Origin of the sequence: Flavobacterium sp. Sr18 (genome assembly GCF_011064265.1) — a bacterium.
GTDB classification, from domain to species: Bacteria; Bacteroidota; Bacteroidia; order Flavobacteriales; family Flavobacteriaceae; genus Flavobacterium; species Flavobacterium petrolei.
In genome coordinates this window covers 296,941-313,743 of sequence record NZ_CP049329.1, presented here as the reverse complement: position 1 = coordinate 313,743, position 16,803 = coordinate 296,941, and the positions used below count along the sequence as shown (strand labels likewise).

General features: G+C 34.6%; 14 protein-coding genes. 3 read left to right on the top strand and 11 right to left on the bottom strand.

Annotation, left to right across the window (positions count from 1 at the left end; all coding sequences use genetic code 11):
* Nucleotides 1-593: 593 nt before the first annotated feature.
* From G7A72_RS01475 to G7A72_RS01465, 3 genes are all read right to left on the bottom strand, one after another.
* Nucleotides 594-1,214, bottom strand: a complete 621-nt coding sequence (locus tag G7A72_RS01475) for an L-threonylcarbamoyladenylate synthase (RefSeq protein ID WP_113633899.1) — start codon at nucleotides 1,212-1,214, stop codon at nucleotides 594-596.
* A gap of 83 nt (nucleotides 1,215-1,297) precedes the next feature.
* A complete protein-coding gene (locus tag G7A72_RS01470; protein WP_165151150.1) occupies nucleotides 1,298-3,634 on the bottom strand; it encodes an ATP-dependent helicase in 2,337 nt (778 codons plus the stop codon).
* A gap of 327 nt (nucleotides 3,635-3,961) precedes the next feature.
* Nucleotides 3,962-4,729, bottom strand: a complete 768-nt coding sequence (locus G7A72_RS01465) for a TSUP family transporter (protein WP_165151149.1) — start codon at nucleotides 4,727-4,729, stop codon at nucleotides 3,962-3,964.
* 131 nt (nucleotides 4,730-4,860) lie between these two features.
* Between G7A72_RS01465 and G7A72_RS01460 the strand changes: the two genes are divergently transcribed.
* A complete protein-coding gene (locus G7A72_RS01460) occupies nucleotides 4,861-5,382 on the top strand; it encodes a hypothetical protein (protein ID WP_165151148.1) in 522 nt (173 codons plus the stop codon).
* 101 nt (nucleotides 5,383-5,483) lie between these two features.
* On the opposite strand, the gene G7A72_RS01455 is transcribed toward G7A72_RS01460, so the two are convergent.
* Nucleotides 5,484-7,547 carry a M1 family metallopeptidase gene (locus G7A72_RS01455; protein WP_165151147.1) on the bottom strand — a complete coding sequence of 688 codons (2,064 nt, stop codon included), beginning with the start codon at nucleotides 7,545-7,547 and terminating at the stop codon, nucleotides 5,484-5,486.
* A gap of 104 nt (nucleotides 7,548-7,651) precedes the next feature.
* Between G7A72_RS01455 and G7A72_RS01450 the strand changes: the two genes are divergently transcribed.
* On the top strand, nucleotides 7,652-8,389 hold the full coding sequence (locus G7A72_RS01450) for a diphthine--ammonia ligase (RefSeq protein WP_165151146.1): 738 nt from the start codon (nucleotides 7,652-7,654) through the stop codon (nucleotides 8,387-8,389).
* A gap of 185 nt (nucleotides 8,390-8,574) precedes the next feature.
* On the opposite strand, the gene G7A72_RS01445 is transcribed toward G7A72_RS01450, so the two are convergent.
* The 6 genes from G7A72_RS01445 to G7A72_RS01420 all read right to left on the bottom strand — a co-directional run bounded on the left by G7A72_RS01445 (nucleotide 8,575) and on the right by G7A72_RS01420 (nucleotide 12,635).
* Nucleotides 8,575-9,000: a hypothetical protein gene (locus tag G7A72_RS01445; protein ID WP_165151145.1), complete on the bottom strand. Its 426-nt coding sequence runs from the start codon at nucleotides 8,998-9,000 to the stop codon at nucleotides 8,575-8,577.
* Between the two features lie 211 nt (nucleotides 9,001-9,211).
* Nucleotides 9,212-9,757, bottom strand: a complete 546-nt coding sequence (locus tag G7A72_RS01440; RefSeq protein WP_165151144.1) for a DUF1697 domain-containing protein — start codon at nucleotides 9,755-9,757, stop codon at nucleotides 9,212-9,214.
* A gap of 109 nt (nucleotides 9,758-9,866) precedes the next feature.
* Nucleotides 9,867-10,346 (bottom strand): GyrI-like domain-containing protein, encoded by a 480-nt coding sequence (locus G7A72_RS01435; RefSeq protein WP_165151143.1) that lies wholly within the window; start codon nucleotides 10,344-10,346, stop codon nucleotides 9,867-9,869.
* A gap of 776 nt (nucleotides 10,347-11,122) precedes the next feature.
* A complete protein-coding gene (locus G7A72_RS01430) occupies nucleotides 11,123-11,758 on the bottom strand; it encodes a nitroreductase family protein (protein ID WP_165151142.1) in 636 nt (211 codons plus the stop codon).
* Nucleotides 11,759-11,772: 14 nt separating this feature from the next.
* Nucleotides 11,773-12,207: an organic hydroperoxide resistance protein gene (locus tag G7A72_RS01425; protein ID WP_113665855.1), complete on the bottom strand. Its 435-nt coding sequence runs from the start codon at nucleotides 12,205-12,207 to the stop codon at nucleotides 11,773-11,775.
* A complete protein-coding gene (locus G7A72_RS01420; RefSeq protein WP_165151141.1) occupies nucleotides 12,204-12,635 on the bottom strand; it encodes a MarR family winged helix-turn-helix transcriptional regulator in 432 nt (143 codons plus the stop codon). Before G7A72_RS01420 ends, G7A72_RS01425 begins: the two co-directional genes overlap by 4 nt.
* A 461-nt stretch (nucleotides 12,636-13,096) precedes the next feature.
* Here G7A72_RS01420 and recG point away from each other — a divergent pair, with 461 nt between their 5' ends.
* A complete protein-coding gene (recG, locus tag G7A72_RS01415; protein ID WP_165151140.1) occupies nucleotides 13,097-15,202 on the top strand; it encodes an ATP-dependent DNA helicase RecG in 2,106 nt (701 codons plus the stop codon).
* Nucleotides 15,203-15,300: 98 nt separating this feature from the next.
* Here the strand turns inward: recG and G7A72_RS01410 are convergent, their stop codons facing one another.
* Complete coding sequence (locus G7A72_RS01410; RefSeq protein WP_165151139.1) at nucleotides 15,301-16,764, bottom strand: magnesium chelatase; 1,464 nt, start codon at nucleotides 16,762-16,764, stop codon at nucleotides 15,301-15,303.
* Between the last annotated feature and the right edge of the window lie 39 nt (nucleotides 16,765-16,803).

Sequence of the window (16,803 nt, the reverse complement as noted above, 5' to 3'; positions counted from 1 at the left end):
CATAATTTTAACCAACACCTAAATTCAAATCAAGATTAAAATTTCGTTTGTGCATTAATCGAAAACCTTAAACCGGGGCTACAGTAATCGATGCATAAACCTGAACTTAATTCTGAGTAAAGTATATTTTATAACTTTGTCGCAATTTGTAAACAAATCCTAAAAGTATTTAATTCATTTTAAATTGACTTTTTGATATAGCTGGTTTTTCTTTTGCGTTAGCGTTTGAAGTTATGAAATAGAATACATTAAGTAAGAAAAACTATTTTACATTCTTAAAACCGATACTTTCACAGATTCTAGTTTATTTAGTTTGTCGAAATGTAATTCGATTTTTATCGGGAACCAATATCATAATTTAAATTCTGATTTGTAAGAATTTGATCTTTTTTTTATATAATTATTACTTTTTTTACATAAAAAAGCAGGTCAATTGACCTGCCCTTTATGTATCCTTAATTTTTCTTTAACAACCAATTAAATATAATTAAGAATAGCATGTGTATATCATTAATAATCAGTAAGTATTTTAATTTTAGGTAAATATAAAAATTAATATTAATTAAGCAAATATTTTGCCAAAAATTTAAATTTTACAAAATATCTAAACTTCCTTTTCCTTCTCTAACTACAATTGGTTCGTCACCCGATAAATCAATAATAGTAGATCCAACATTATCACCATAACCACCGTCAATGACTAAGTCAACCAAATTTTGCCATTTCTCAAAAATAAGTTCCGGATCAGTCGTGTATTCTATCACATCATCATCATCATGAATCGAGGTAGAAACAATTGGATTCCCTAGCAACTTTACAATTTCTAAAGCAATAGCATTATCAGGAACCCTGATTCCCACAGTTGTTTTCTTTTTGAATTCCTTAGGCAAGTTATTATTTCCCGGTAAAATAAAGGTATATGGTCCTGGTAGCGCTCTTTTTAAGATTTTAAAAGTGGTTGTGTCAATTTGTCTCACATAATCAGAGATATTACTTAAATCATGGCAAACGAAGGAAAAATTAGCTTTGTCGAGCTTCACTCCTTTGATCTTTGCAATTCGTTCCAACGCTTTCGTATTGGTAATATCACAACCCAAACCGTAAACGGTATCCGTTGGATATATCACCAAACCACCTTCTTTTAGAACCTTAACCACTTTAGCAATTGCAGCTTCATTGGGTTTGTCTTCGTATATTTTTATAAATTGAGCCATTTTTTTTAGTTTAAAGTTTAAAATATTTAAGGCTTAAAGTTCTTTTAACTGACAACTTTAAACCTTAAACTTGAAACAAATTTTTATCCTATGATATCCAGTTTCGCAAAACGCAAAAGCAATTTTTTGATTCCGCCAACTTCAAATTTGATTTCGGCTTTTTTGTCTGCTCCTACTCCTTCAAGGTTTAAAACTTCGCCTTTACCAAAACGTTCATGCATTACTATATTCCCGGCAACGAGTTTATTATCAAATAAATTTGCACTTCCTGAAGCAGCATTATTGCTGACAGGCTTCAATTTACGAATATTTATCTCTGCTTTTGCTTCATTATCTGAACTATATTTGGTCGGAGGAGTTCCATTCGCAGGTTTTGCCAGACGCAATTTGGACTTATCCACATCTCCAAAAATATCACTGTCAATCATAGGTTTGTACCTGTAATTATTTTCAGGAGGTGTCATATATTCCAGATATTGACTGTCGATTTCCTCAATAAAACGGGAAGGTTCACTGTCGGTCAATTTCCCCCAACGGTAACGTGATTGTGCATACGTCAAATACGCTTGGTGTTCTGCTCGGGTCAAAGCTACATAAAACAAACGACGTTCTTCTTCGAGTTCGCTTCTCGTACTCATACTCATGGCACTCGGAAACAAATCTTCTTCCATTCCTACTACAAAAACATGAGGAAACTCTAATCCTTTTGCCAAGTGAATGGTCATCAACGCTACGCGATCTTCATCACTAGTATCTTTATCCAAATCGGTTGCCAAAGCCACATCTTCCATAAATTCAGACAAAGCGCCACGAGCTCCATCTACTTCTTTTTGGCCATCGGTAAAATCTTTGATCCCGTTTAATAATTCCTCAATATTCTGAATTTTAGCCATTCCTTCCGGAGTAGCATCTTTTTTTAATTCCTGAATCAATCCTGTTTTTTTGGCAACATGATCAGCAAGATAGAACGCATCCTGGTTTTCATTTATAGCCTGAAAACTCTGAATCATCGTAACAAAATCGAGTAGTTTTTGCTTGGTTCCCGAATTCAGTTTCAAGTCGATTCGTTCTATGTTTTGCATGACTTCAAAAATCGAACGCTTGTAGTGATTGGCTGCAATAGTCAGTTTTTCGATCGTTGTATTCCCAATTCCACGCGCCGGATAATTAATCACCCGAACCAACGCTTCTTCATCTTTTGGATTAATAACCAATCGCAAATAGCACAAAACATCCTTCACTTCTTTTCTTTGGTAAAATGAAAGTCCGCCATAAATTCGGTACGGAATATCTCTTTTTCTCAACGCATCTTCCATCGCACGAGATTGTGCATTGGTACGATACAAAATAGCAAAAGCGCCATTAGGCAACTGATTTTGCATTTTTTGTTCCCAAATGGTACTGGCTACAAAACGGCCTTCTTCATTATCTGTTAAACTGCGATGTACTTTTATCTTTGGACCAAAATCATTCGCGGTCCAAACTATTTTGTCCAGTTTTACTTTATTTTTATCAATAATCGTATTTGCAGCCTCAACTATATTCTTTGTCGAACGGTAATTTTGTTCCAATCTGAAAGTTTTTACGCCTTCATAATCTTTCTGGAAGTTCAAAATGTTATTGATGTTTGCACCACGAAAGGCATAGATACTTTGCGCATCATCCCCTACCACACAGATATTTTGAAATTTATCAGATAAAGCTCGCACGATTAAATACTGAGAGTGATTCGTATCTTGGTACTCATCTACTAATATATAACGAAAACGGTTTTGATACTTGGCCAAAACTTCTGGAAAACGAGTCAGTAATTCGTTGGTTTTTAATAATAAATCGTCAAAGTCCATAGCACCTGCTTTAAAACAACGGTCTACATAATTTTGATATATTTCACCCATTCGAGGCTTTTTCGACATCGCATCCGCTTCTTGTAAATCTGGATTATTGAAATACGCTTTTACGGTAATCAAACTGTTTTTGAAATTTGAAATTCGGCTTAAAACCTGTTTGGGTTTGTACACATCTCGATCCAATTGCATTTCTTTGATGATCCCGGAAATGGCACGCAATGAATCCTGAGAATCATAAATGGTAAAGTTAGAAGGATAGCCAAGATGTTCCGCTTCCGAGCGTAAAATTCGAGCAAAAACCGAGTGAAATGTTCCCATCCAAAGATTTTTTGCCTCACCAGCACCTACGATATCCGAGATACGTTTTTTCATTTCTCGGGCCGCCTTGTTGGTAAATGTAAGAGATAGGATACTGAACGCATCGATACCTTGACTCATCAAATAAGCAATTCTAATAGTCAACACCCGCGTTTTACCGGAACCTGCACCCGCAATAATTATCATGGGTCCGTCTTTTTGGAGAACGGGTTCGCGTTGGGCTTCATTAAGTTGATCGATATATTTGTGCATGGAAATTTTTATAGTATTGTATGCAAAAATAAGCATTAAAGATGTAAAATTATACTTTTATATGAAGCTAAAAAACCATTCTTTATTTCTTGAACCAGATAAGAAATAGCAATACGTTTTAGGACTATATTTTATAAAAAACCATGTTTGATTTTCAACATATAAGTCATGTAAGTTAAAGAAACTAATTTTTAAATAATTGATTTTATTGGTAATGTAAGCTAAATCGCTCTTTGCAAAGGGTTGTTTTGTCACAATAAACTACTAGAATTTGTAATCTACATTCAAATTAAAAACTTATCTGACTTATAAGTTTAACAACTGTACTCATTTAAAAAACACATCATACGCAAAACGGATTAAAGTCCCCACAACCACAACCAAAAAGAAAATCCGAATGAAGCTGTTTCCTTTGTTAATGGCCAGTTTTGCACCTATCCAACCACCCAAAGCATTACTGGCAGCCATTGGCAATGCTATTGCCCAAATGATTTTTCCTTTTAAAACGAACAAACAAATAGAACCAAAATTTGTCGCCAGATTCACCATTTTAGCATTTGCAGAAGCATGCAAAAAATCGAAACCCATAATAGCAATAAAAGCCACAACCAAAAAACTTCCGGTTCCCGGTCCGATAAATCCATCGTACAAACCAACTACAAAACTGATTCCAATCGCATTAAAAATTTGGGTTCTGGAAGAATGATTTTTTTCAATGTGCTGCCCGAAATTTTTCTTGGCGTAGGTATAAATCACTAAAAAAGAAAGAACAACCAGCAATAACGGTTTCATAAAATCATTACTGACATACGTCAACAAAGTTGAACCCAAAAATGCCGAAGGAAATGCCAAAAGCATCATAATCGACAATAGTTTCCAGTTCATATCTACCTTTTTCAGATATTGATATGCAGCAAAGGAAGTACCACTAAAAGCAGGAACTTTCAAGGTTCCAATTACGGTTGAAACAGGAAGATTAGGTAATAAAATCAATCCCATAGGTGTTTGTATCAATCCGCCTCCGCCAACAATTGCATCAATAAATCCTGCAGCAAAGGCCGCTAAACAAAGTAAAACTAGAACATAAGTCTCCATTATAATATTCAATTTAAAGTAATGCTGTTACGATGAGCAAAAATACTATTCGGATTGATTTATTGCTATTAAATAGAAATTGATTTGTACTCAAAAAAGTATATTTTTGCTTTTTAAATTTTTACAACAAAATGGACTCAACAAAAATCATAGAAATTCTGGCCTATACTATACCTTCATTAATTACTGGAGGAGTAGCTTATTATTTGTTCAACTCTTATTTTAAAGACCAACAAAATACAAGACGCTGGTTGTTGCAAAAAGACGCTCAAAAAGAGGCTTTACCATTGCGTTTACAGGCCTACGAGCGCATGGTTTTATTTATGGAACGCATCAATCCCACTAAATTATTGATTCGAATTAGTCCTATTTCTAATGACAAAAGCGATTACGAAAACCTGATTATTGCACAAATCGAACAGGAATTTGAGCATAATTTAACGCAGCAAATCTATATGTCAGACGAATGTTGGACGATCATTGTCACGGCAAAAAATAGTACTATTCAAATGATTCGAAAAGCAAATATGAGTGATCGTGTTGACAATGCCGATACATTGCGTGAAGTACTTTTAAGTGATTTGCTGGAAAAACAATCTCCTAGTAATGCGGCTTTAGCTTACATCAAAAATGAAGTGAGCCAAATGTGGTAAACATATAACGTTACAAAAAAAATAAAATTCACTAATTTCTATAAGAATGATCTTTTGAAATTAGTGAATTAGCGGTTATTAAATCCGTATTGATTCAAAACTTATTCTTTTAACAATCGGTTCAGCTGAAATTGTTCGGCTTCATTTAAATCTAGGACAATTTCTTCGAAAGAAACTCTCATTTCAGGATTTTTAAGTAATATTCTAATGTTATCTCTCCCAAATTTAGCGAATTGCCACATGTGATGCGTAGTAGCATTTACAAGGTTTTTCAAAACAATATCATTTATTATTTTGAAAGCAAGCAATTTCTCCAAAGCATTTTGCCTGGTATTCGCTTCATAATCAATTGATGAATATTGCATTAATTCGGTTTCCAAAGCTTGTTTATCAACCGTATAATTTGGCGTTGAAAGTGCTAAAGACAGCCACAAAGTCCTCAAATTGTAATCATTGAAACCTACCCAGGTTTTTGATTTATCCAAATACAGAATGCGATTTTTTGGAAAATTATTCCATAAATTATAGAGCGCCAGTTCTTGTGTTTGATATGATTTATCCTTTAATAAAGTTTCATATTGCGTTCTGAAACCCTTCGGAATTTCATTCAATGCTGCCGCAACTGTTTGACGTAATTGTACATTTTTAGTTGCTAAAGCTAAAATAAAAAGACTCTTTTTATCCTTCCATTTTTCATTTTTCACTTGATCCAGAATCGCTTCTTTTACCGAAAAATAAACGTCAGATTGCATTATTTTTTCCAGAAAATCTCTTTTCTCTGATAACGGTTTATTTTTCAATTTATCAACTTCAAACAGCATCTGAATTGCTTTATTTTTTAGCAATAAACTATTGGCTTGTTGTGTATTGAAAACCGTAGTTTCAAGCCATACTTTACTAAAATTATTCAAATTATAATCTGATACTTTTTTGATTTCAGCAAAGAAATCTGGTGTATTCACACTCTGAAACGCCTGTTTTTTCAAATAGTTTTTCACCGCTTTTTTAAACGCCTTATCTCCTATTTCTTCATGTAAAACAAAAAGTGCCCAAGCGCCTTTTTGATAAAAAGTCAGCGAACTGGCTTTGGCATTCAAAACAGGAATGGTATCCGTTCGGGAAGCGTATTTTAATTGTGATGCCGACTCATATAATTTGGAATAAAAATAATCTTCTCCATAAATTTCCTTTTCTGCTAGCAACGCATAATAGGTCGCGAAACCTTCCTGCAACCAATGGTGTTTTCCGCTTTCGGCAGTGACTAAATTTCCAAACCACTGATGCGCTAATTCATGCGCATTGACATTTGTGTAACTTCTGTCCTCAAAACCTGTAGAATCGACCACATAACGCGTGTTGAAAAGCGTTGCTGATGTATTTTCCATTCCGGCATACAAGAAATCTCGAACAGGCGCTTGTTTATAAATTTCCCAAGGATACTTTACTCCTATTTCCTTTTCTAAGAAATCAAACATTCTTTTAGAATCACGATACGTTGGTTCAAATTTAGTTGCGTCTTTTGGTTCCAAATACATTTCTAAAGGAATTCCCGAATTTGATTGCTGTATTTGTTTTTCAAATTTCCCGATGCCAAGCATTAGTAAATAAGAACTCATTGGTTTTTGCATGTTGAATCTCCAATAGGTCATTGAATCATTATTAACCTTACTTTTTAAAATTCCGTTAGAAATTACTTGGTATTTTGAATCAACTACTACTTCCAAACTAAAAATCAATTTCTCATTGACATCATCAAAACTTGGCAGCCAATTGCTGGTGTTTTTTCCTTGTCCCTGCGTCCAAATTTGCACATTATCTTTTTCTTCAGAACCAACAAAATACAAGGCTTGCTTTGGTTTGGCAAAATAATTAAAACTAACATTATTTTTTCCTTTTTTGAAATGTGAAATCAATACAATTTGCTTTCCATTTGTAGTAAATTGAATTTTTTTCTGATTTAATTCTACATCAGAAAAATCCATATTTTGCGCGTCAATTTTAATGGTATCTGTTTCTTTTACAACAGTAAACCAATAACTGACTGCTCCGCTAACAGATTTAGCCTTAGAATTAATTGTTATCTGTCCACGAACAGATTTAAAATCGACAAATTTAGTTTGTTGCGCAAAAGTGATGGCAGATATTAAGAGAAAAAGGTATTTCATGAATTTCAAAGGTTAAAACTGAGATTTTCAAAGTTACAAACGTTTCCCCAACTAATCCGAGTAATTTTGTAAGTTTACCTCCAGAAAATCAGAAGATAATTACATTGAAAAAGAAAGCCTTATTTAATTGGAGCAGCGGAAAAGATTCTGCACTTGCCTTATACAAAGCCCTACAAAATCCAGAAATTGAAATTGCCTGTTTACTGACCAGTGTGAACCAACAACATCAGCGTATTTCGATGCATGGCGTGCGAGTGGAATTATTGCAGCAACAGGCCGAAAGCATTGGATTGCCGCTTGAAATTATGCAAATCCCTGAAATGCCCACGATGGAAGTATACGAAAATGTGATGCGCAAAACATTGGATAAACTAAAAAAACAAGGCGTAACCCATTCTATTTTTGGAGATATTTTTCTGGAAGATTTACGTAAATACCGTGAAGATAAATTAGCCGAAATAGGTTTTGAAGGTGTTTTTCCGCTTTGGAAGATCCCAACTCATGAAATTTTTCAAGAGTTTATCAGTTTAGGTTTTAAAACAATTGTAGTTTGTGTCAATGAACGTTTTTTGGATAAAAGCTTTGTTGGTCGTGTTATTGACCAGAATTTCATCAATGATTTACCTAAGAATGTAGATGTTTGTGGCGAAAACGGTGAATTCCACACCTTCACATTTGACGGACCTATTTTTTCGAAACCAATTGATTTTGAAATTGGTGAAGTCGTGTATCGAAAATATGAAAAGCCAGAAAAAGAAGATACCTCAGATAACACTTGTGATACGAGCGCTTCTGATGCTTTTGATTATGGATTTTGGTATTGTGATTTGGTTAGGAAATAATCAATTTAGTGGCTACTAAATTCATCGTTTTAGGATTGATTTAATTTTTTATAGTTAGGGCTTTAAAATAGAAAAAGAGCATCAAAAATTTTTCAACTTCTGAGTACTCTTTAGCAAAAGTGCTTCATAATCCTAAAATTAACCAAAACTAAACCTTATGAAAATGTTCAATAAGCACTTATAATTTACTTTTTATATTCTAATCCGGGACCATCGCAATAACTCCATGTACTGGATAAAGAATTATTGGCATTCAAAAACAGTACTTCTTTTTGGTTTCCATAACAGCTGCCTATAATTTTGCTGTCATTGGGATATGTTAATTCAAAAAATATTCCGTCAGATTGAGTTGTGGTCGTATAAGTTCCCGAAAGTGTTGTTTTTACAGAATTTTCCTCTCTGGATTTTGTAAAAGTTCCATTGGTATTGAACAAATAAAATTCTTGCCAAGCCATAGCTGCGCCTGTAGTTTCAGAATTAGGAATAGAACCCGACATCGCAACCAAAGTCCATTTTCCATAATAACCACTGTTATCTATTGTTACACCATCATCTTTAGAACAGGAACTGAAAATAGTAAGGAAAACAACAAAAATGATTAGTATTTTCATGTGTCAGATTTTATAGATATTCTTAAGACGCTACTTCTTACAAAAGGTTGCGTCAAATTACAATTATTTTTTTCTAAAATAAAAAAAGTTAAAATAGTTTCTGAAACATCCTTGTTTTGACAATAAAAAAACACCGCCAATTCGCAATTTTCAAATGGATGATAACATTTAAAAATTAGGAAATTAGCGGTCAAAACAGACTTAAGTCTTATTATCTTTCCTCGTACATTTTAAGCAGTTGCGTAACTGTATTCCAATTGCGGATTGTTGCAATAACATTCAGTTTTTTCTCGATGTATTTTTGGTCGAATCGGGTTTTTCCTGCACCAACAGCATATTTTATAAAAATTCTGTTACCATCAATACTGGCTTCATCCGGTTTGAATTGACTAATTTTTAAATCATTCATACTATTGCTTTGCAAAGTGGTCGAAATGAAAGCCACATATAACTTCTTAGTATCAATATCTTTTTCCTTCATGAAAGGATTGTTCTTGAAACACGCTTCCAAATCTGCAGAACCAATAACCACAACTGGTACTTCATGACCAAAAGCCTTGAAAATTTCCTGCTTTATTTTGAAACCAACAGCAGCAGGATTCTCCTCCTCAGTGTCTACGAAAACATTTCCGGATTGAATATACGTTTGTACATTTTGAAAACCAATGGCTTCTAAAGTCGTTTTTAACGCCTCCATTTTTATCATACTGTGACCGGAAACATTGATACCACGAAGTAATGCGAGATGAGTTGTCATGATTTAATTCTTTTTTTGCAAATGTATTATCTATTTAGCATAAACAAAAGGTTCTGCAAATCAATATTCCAAATTGCTTTTTGAAATAACAATTAATGATGCTAAACTCTTATTTAAATTGAATTGGAATCCATACTTCCTCCTCAGAAGTGGGATTGTTTTTTTGATATTTTTCTCCAAGAATTTCAAAATGCGGACGATCTGCCAATTCATAAATAGAATTTGGCAACCAACTGCTATAAATCGATTCAAAGAAAGAGGGTGCCGTTGATCCGTCTCCTTTATACATAAATACAGCATACAAGCCAGCTGGAATGATTAATGTATCCATTTCGGCGGGAATGTCTTCTAAAACACTTACCTCGACCGCGGCCCATTTCTGAAAAGTATTTTCTGCATTAAAAGTATTCCAATACGAGTTCCCAAATACCTGAATGGATAGATAATCAAGACCTACTCTATTTTTGATTTCATTGCGCCTTGGCATAAAACGTTTCCAAATTTCTTGCGCTTTATAATCAGCATAGGACATGTTTTGGTTCAGACCAATACATTTTTTTTCAGTGAGTCTAGTTATAGTTGGATTCATCTATTAAGCGATTTATTTGTAGGTAACATCAAGAAACCATTTGTATTTCAAACTATTATTTAAAGCAAAAGTAACTAACCTCAATGACAACAAAAGAACATTGCTTCTTTTGTTTTTTTTTTGATCTTATATTTTATATTTGACGAAATAAGGTTGGATCTTTTAAGTGTTTTTTCTTCAGATCGACTGAATTCAAGAGTTAGCTGTTCTTCAGTGTAAAGTGCCTCATAGTCATTGTTTGACACGATTTGTGCGACACCACTTTCAGTAACAAAATAGGGAGCTAAATAGGTATATTTAGAAAGGTAATTTTGAAAAAATTGTTTGGATGCAGTATTAATTTCTTTGTCGGACCAATAAAAAATAAAAAATCTGCTCGATAAACACCTGGATTGAATTCTTCTATTACTCCTAACTCAGTTTGAGGATAGACGGTTTGACCTAATTTTACAAATATTAGATTTTTTTTAAATCCATTGTATATCGCTATTGTTCCATCTGAATGTTCCACAGTGATAGAATTTGTTTTACTTGTCTACATCACAGAGCGCTCACCTCTAAAGTCAGGAAACAAATAGCTATTAGCAGGATAATTTTATTTCGCATGGAATTTAAAATAATTTAATTTTTGGATTCCAAATATACCAATCCTTCGTGAATGCCCCATACGGTATCCCGTAAATACAAAAAAAGCCTAAAACAAAATATGATTTTGATTTAGGCTTTTTGTTAGTAGCCATACTATAGTATTGTATGACAGAACTTAATTCATTATTTTACTTGTACGCTACTACAAACTCTTCGGTTGGTACTCTTACTTTTTTCATAGGAGCGATCCAGTCGTTTGGAGTATCAGCATAACCAACGTACATTAGTGAAACACTTTTTAGCCCTAATTTGTCTAATTCTAGTATTTCATTTACTACACTGTTTTCAAATCCTTCAACAGGTGTACTGTCAACTTTTAACTCTGCAGCTTGAGCCAATGCCAATCCTAATGCAATATAAGTTTGTCTGGCAATGTGCGCAAAGTTCTCCTCAGGTGCTTGTCCCAAATAAATTTTCTTCAACATATCGGTATAACTATTAAAGCGACCTTGTGGCAATCCGCGTTCAGTAGTAGTAAAATCGTATACTTTATCAATTCGTTCTGCTGTGTAACGATCCCATCCTGCAAAAATAATTACATGAGAACAATTGCGCATGCATTCTGGATTAAGAGCACCTTGTACTAATTTTTCTTTCAACTCTTGATTTTCGACAACCAAAACCTGAAAAGGTTGTAATCCTGAAGAGGTTGGTGCCAAACGAGCAGCCTCGATAATCTTATCAATTTTGTCCTTGCTTACTTTTTTTGTAGGATCGTATGCTTTTACAGCATGTCTCCAATTTAAATCCTCTATTAAAGCCATTTTTTTATCTTTTTTTAGTTTTGAACCTCGTCATTTGATACCGTTAATGTCACTTCCATATTTCCTCTAGTAGCATTAGAATACGGACAAACCTGATGTGCTTTTTCTATTAAATCTTGAGCAATATCTAGTGTCACACCCGGAATATTGGCATGTAAAGCAGCTTCGAGAGCAAATCCTCCAGTTGTGTTTGGACCAATTCCTACCGTGGCACTTACGCTTGTTTCACCAGTTTCAATTTTTTCTTTTTTGATTACTAAATTGAGTGCACTATCAAAACAAGCGGCATAACCTGCTGCGAATAACATTTCGGGATTCGCAAAATCATCGGTTGCTCCGCCTAAGGCTTTTGGATATTGAACAGCCAAGTCTAAAATTCCGTTTTCACTTTTTACTTGTCCATTTCTGCCTCCTAGGGCAGTTGCTTTAGTATTGTATATTGTTTTCATTTTTTATTATTTTTATTTGAAATTTTTGAAATAATGTTTTTTAACTCCTGTAACTCTTCTACCGTTACATTCATGGCTTCGATTAGTTGTGCGGGAACATTTGCTGCTTTTATTTGCAAAGCTTTACCATTTTGCGTCAAGGCAATGTTTACAATACGCTCATCACTGCTACTCCTAGTGCGTGTTACCAATAATTTTGATTCCATACGTTTTAGCAAAGGTGTTAGTGTACCACTATCTAGTTTTAACTTTTCACCTAATTGATTTACGGTTTGTGACTCAAATTCCCACAGGACTAGCATTACTAAGTACTGGGGATAGGTCAATCCAATCGCATCTAATAAAGGTCGGTATTGATTGATAATTTCCTTTGCAAAAGCATAAATAGGAAAGCAAACTTGCTGACTTAAAATTTGTTGCTTTTTCATGTTCTAGTTTTAATGATACAAAGATATTAGTTAAATAAATTGTACACAATTTAATTGTTTACAATTAATATTACTTTAACATTTGAGTCATAATGCACAACAACCTCCTTTTGAAGATCATGATTGCAAATGGTTCTAAAAATAATCAGTAATAGGATATGGAATGTATACTTTTACGTATTTATCCTTGATGGCAAAGAAAAGCCTTTGAGAGAAAAAAAAAGTTTTGTGCCGCAAAGCTTGTAATGCATAGCGAGAACGGTTACTAAAAAAAGGTAGTACAGCATCACGTTGTTAATCCTGCCGTGAATGACGCTGCAACAAGAATATTTTTTTGCCTTTCCTCTATTTTCGATTTACCAAACAAAAAACTATCTTCGCTTCATCAAACTAAAAATCCGTTTTGATCCGCGTTTTTGCTTTTGCAAATCCGTTTTTTATCCGTGTCCAAAAAAATCTAAATGCAAAACCTCCTACTTACTCCAATAGAATACCTCAAAGGCGTTGGTCCCAATCGGGGCGAATTACTGCGTAAGGAATTGGGAATTTATAAGTATCAGGATTTAGTTAATTTTTTTCCAAACAGATACATTGACCGGACACGGTATTATAAAATTAACGAACTGCAAAACAACATTGCCGAAGTTCAGATTATCGGTAAAATAATCAATATCAAAACTGTGGAATTTGGCAAAAACCAGAAACGATTGGTAGCGACTTTTGTGGATGATACAGGTCAAATGGAACTCGTTTGGTTTCAAGGTCACAAGTGGATTCGGGAGAGTTTAAAGTTGAACGAAATGTGTGTGATTTTCGGAAAATGCACTTCTTTTGGGAGCACCTTTAATATGGCGCATCCGGAAATTGAGTTGATGAGCGAGCATGAAAAAAGTCTTCGTTCAGCCATGCAACCAGTCTATCCTTCTACCGAAACCTTGACAAATCGCGGGATTTCAAACCGAGTGATTAATAAATTGATGCAGCAATTGTTTTTGGAAACGCAAGCGTTATTCACGGAAACTTTACCGGATTATTTAATCAACGAATTAAAGCTGATTCCTAAAAAAGCGGCTTTATTCAATATCCATTTTCCAAAAAGTGCAGACGTTTTGGCGAAAGCCAAATTCCGATTAATATTTGAAGAATTATTCTTTATTCAGTTGCAATTAATCACAAAGAATCTCATCCGAAAACATAAAATAAAAGGACATCCGTTTGCAACCGTAGGAGAATATTTCAATGATTTTTATCAGCATCATTTGCCTTTTCAATTGACTAACGCCCAAAAAAGGGTCATCAAAGAAATACGGACGGACATGGGAAGCAACGCCCAAATGAACCGATTGTTGCAAGGCGATGTAGGTTCCGGGAAAACAATTGTAGCGTTTATGAGCATGCTTTTGGCACTTGATAATGGCTTTCAAGCGTGCTTGATGGCGCCCACGGAAATCTTGGCAAATCAGCATTTCATTGGTTTGTCTGAATTGGCACAAACGCTAAATATAAATATCCGAATCCTAACGGGTTCCACCAAAATAGCACAACGTAGAATTATCCATGAAGAACTGGAAAACGGAACGTTACACATTATCATCGGAACGCATGCTTTACTAGAAGACAAAGTAAAATTTAAGAATTTAGGACTGGCCGTGATTGATGAACAACACCGTTTTGGCGTAGAGCAACGCTCTAAATTGTGGAAGAAAAATGTGATTCCTCCACACGTTTTGGTAATGACCGCCACGCCTATTCCGCGAACTTTGGCGATGAGTTTGTATGGCGATTTAGACATCTCAGTGATTGATGAATTGCCTCCAGGACGAAAACCGATTCAAACCGTACACCGATTTGACAGCAACAGATTGAAGGTTTGGAAATTCCTTCGGGATGAAATCGCTTTGGGTCGCCAAATCTATATTGTGTATCCGCTCATTCAAGAATCAGAAAAAATGGATTTCAAAGATTTAATGGACGGCTACGAAAGTGTTTCCAGAGATTTTCCATTGCCACAGTATTCGATTTCAATCCTTCACGGAAAGATGAAACCAGCAGAAAAAGATGCTGAAATGAAACGTTTTTCGGAAGGGAAAACCAATATTATGGTAGCTACAACTGTAATTGAAGTTGGCGTGAATGTTCCTAACGCAAGTGTGATGATAATCGAAAGTGCGGAACGTTTTGGATTATCGCAACTCCATCAGCTTCGCGGTCGTGTGGGTCGTGGTGCAGAGCAAAGTTATTGTATTCTGATGACGAGCCATAAATTGAGTTCAGACAGTAAAACCAGAATGGAAACGATGGTGCGAACGAACGATGGTTTTGAAATTGCCGAAGTCGACTTAAAGCTTCGTGGTCCCGGTGATTTAATGGGAACGCAACAAAGCGGCGTGCTTAATCTTCAAATTGCCGATTTAGTTCGAGACCGAGATACTTTGGCTTTAGCCAGAAATTATGCTTTAAAACTTCTAAAAGAAGATGCAGGTTTGCAAAAACCGGAACACGCATCTTTAAGAGCTGTTTTTATCGAAATGACCAAAAAGAAGAACATTTGGAATTATATTAGTTAGTTTAATTTTATTCATTCCTTTTATAATATAAAAAGTCATTTGAGAAATTATAATTTGATAATTTCTCAAATGACTTTTACGATAAAAGCGCTTATTATTTATAGTTTACTGATAAAGCTACCGTAAATATCCTTGAACTGATATCCTTCGGAAAAGCGGTCTTTGCTCAGTTTTTTATATTCAACCAATCCCCAAAGAATAAATTCCTTCATGAAAAATTTATCTTCATTTTCCAGTTGAGGTTGGTATTTTTTGATTAAAATTTCAAGTGGAACAATACTTCCTAGGATTCTTTCGTATTCTTCATCAGAACAATCGTCTAATAATTCAAAACCGCTTTCGGCAAAAAACCATTCGATGATATCCGTATAGGCATTTTTTACGCCTTCTTTCTCTAATTTTTCAATTTTTGGAAAATAAGCAGGAAAAAAAGTATGAATTGCGTCACCCAATAAATGTTGTGCTACAGCGGCAGCTCCCTCCTGCTCTCCTTCATAAACCAATTCGACTTTTCCAGTAATAGCAGGAATAATTCCCATAAAATCAGACAAACGCAAAGTTGTTTTGTCAGCCCCGGACTTCAAAGCCCTTCTTTCTGCAGTACTTAATAAATTCTCAAAAGCGGTTATGCTCAATCGCGCACTTACACCGCTTTTGTTATCAATATATTCGCTTTCTCTTGCTTCAAAACTAATTTGTTCCAACAAATCCCTTGCTAATGACGGCACGTAAACCATATCATTTTGCGTCACATCCAGTTTTGCTTCTTGTTCTGTAATTGTTCTGGCAATTTTAATGGTTTCAGGATAATGCGTTAATATTTGAGACCCAATTCTGTCTTTTAATGGTGTTACAATACTACCACGATTCGTATAATCTTCTGGATTTGCCGTGAAAACAAATTGCATATCGAGCGGCATTCTTAATTTGAATCCACGAATTTGAATATCGCCTTCCTGCAAAATATTAAACAATGCTACTTGGATTCTCGCTTGTAAATCAGGTAATTCATTGATTACAAAAATACAACGATTCGCTCTTGGAATCATTCCAAAATGAATCACACGATCATCCGCATAAGACAATTTTAAATTGGCTGCTTTTATTGGATCGAAATCTCCAATTAAATCCGCAACGGTAACATCCGGCGTAGCTAATTTTTCGAAAAAACGCTCGCTTCTGTGCAACCAAGAAATTGGAGTTTCATCGCCTTTGGTTTCAATAATGTCTTTTGCAAAACGTGAAATCGGTTGCAACGGATCATCATTGATTTCGGAACCCGCCACAAATGGAATGTACTCGTCTAACAATTCAATCATTTTACGTGCCAATCTGGTTTTGGCTTGACCACGAAGACCTAACAAATTGATGTTGTGACGTGATAAAATAGCTCGCTCTAATTCAGGAATTACGGTATTTTCAAAACCATGAACGCCATCGAATGTTGGTTTTCCCGATTTTATTTTTTCTCTAAGATTAGAACGCAATTCATCTTTAATGCCTTTGCTTTCGTAACCTGATTTTTTTAATTCTCCGAGTGTTTTTATATTTTCTATTTTCATTTTTTTACTTTATTGTTATTTATTGGATCAACTGAACAC

Coding starts and splice junctions, on each gene's coding strand:
- G7A72_RS01440 (WP_165151144.1), bottom strand. CDS start 9,757: ATGACAACTCATCTCGCATTACTTCGTGGTATCAATGTTTCCGGTCAC.
- G7A72_RS01435 (WP_165151143.1), bottom strand. CDS start 10,346: ATGAATCCAACTATAACTAGACTCACTGAAAAAAAATGTATTGGTCTG.
- G7A72_RS01470 (WP_165151150.1), bottom strand. CDS start 3,634: ATGCACAAATATATCGATCAACTTAATGAAGCCCAACGCGAACCCGTT.
- G7A72_RS01430 (WP_165151142.1), bottom strand. CDS start 11,758: ATGGCTTTAATAGAGGATTTAAATTGGAGACATGCTGTAAAAGCATAC.
- G7A72_RS01465 (WP_165151149.1), bottom strand. CDS start 4,729: ATGGAGACTTATGTTCTAGTTTTACTTTGTTTAGCGGCCTTTGCTGCA.
- G7A72_RS01455 (WP_165151147.1), bottom strand. CDS start 7,547: ATGAAATACCTTTTTCTCTTAATATCTGCCATCACTTTTGCGCAACAA.
- recG (WP_165151140.1), top strand. CDS start 13,097: ATGCAAAACCTCCTACTTACTCCAATAGAATACCTCAAAGGCGTTGGT.
- G7A72_RS01460 (WP_165151148.1), top strand. CDS start 4,861: ATGGACTCAACAAAAATCATAGAAATTCTGGCCTATACTATACCTTCA.
- G7A72_RS01410 (WP_165151139.1), bottom strand. CDS start 16,764: ATGAAAATAGAAAATATAAAAACACTCGGAGAATTAAAAAAATCAGGT.
- G7A72_RS01425 (WP_113665855.1), bottom strand. CDS start 12,207: ATGAAAACAATATACAATACTAAAGCAACTGCCCTAGGAGGCAGAAAT.
- G7A72_RS01445 (WP_165151145.1), bottom strand. CDS start 9,000: ATGAAAATACTAATCATTTTTGTTGTTTTCCTTACTATTTTCAGTTCC.
- G7A72_RS01475 (WP_113633899.1), bottom strand. CDS start 1,214: ATGGCTCAATTTATAAAAATATACGAAGACAAACCCAATGAAGCTGCA.
- G7A72_RS01420 (WP_165151141.1), bottom strand. CDS start 12,635: ATGAAAAAGCAACAAATTTTAAGTCAGCAAGTTTGCTTTCCTATTTAT.